1 pseudogene is annotated in these 428 nt (G+C 68.7%); it reads left to right on the forward strand.

The features are described from left to right. Positions 1–428, forward strand: a pseudogene (locus H7I41_RS23430) (phosphodiester glycosidase family protein); the annotation flags it as partial.

Raw genomic sequence — 428 nt, forward strand, 5'->3', positions numbered from 1 at the left:
TCTCGGGCAGCCCACCATCGCCATCAACGCCAACTTTTTCGATATTCGCGGGCAGCAGCGCGGTTCGTGGAAGTCCACCGGTTGCAGCTCTCCCCTGGGTGCCTACGTGGACAACACGCGTGGACTGGGCCGCGCGAATGTGCCGCTCACCGGCACCGTCGCCTATGCCGGTAAGCAAGGGCTCTCCGGAGGAGACGAGGTGTGGACTCCGCTGGCGACGATGATCCTCCCGGTCGCCGGTGCGCCGTTCGTGGTGCTGCCGCGTTCCGGCGACGACTTCGACGCGGCCGGGCCGGTGATCAACGATCTGGTCAACAAGGGCACCCGGTTCGTCGCGGTCAGCGGACTGGGATTGCTCGCCCCCGGGAAGACCGGGCAGATGAACGACCCCGGCCCCTCGGCCGCCCGGACCGCACTGGCGGACGCCC

Origin of the sequence: [Mycobacterium] manitobense, assembly GCF_025821665.1 — a bacterium.
In the GTDB taxonomy this organism is placed as follows: domain Bacteria; phylum Actinomycetota; class Actinomycetes; order Mycobacteriales; family Mycobacteriaceae; genus Mycobacterium; species Mycobacterium arseniciresistens.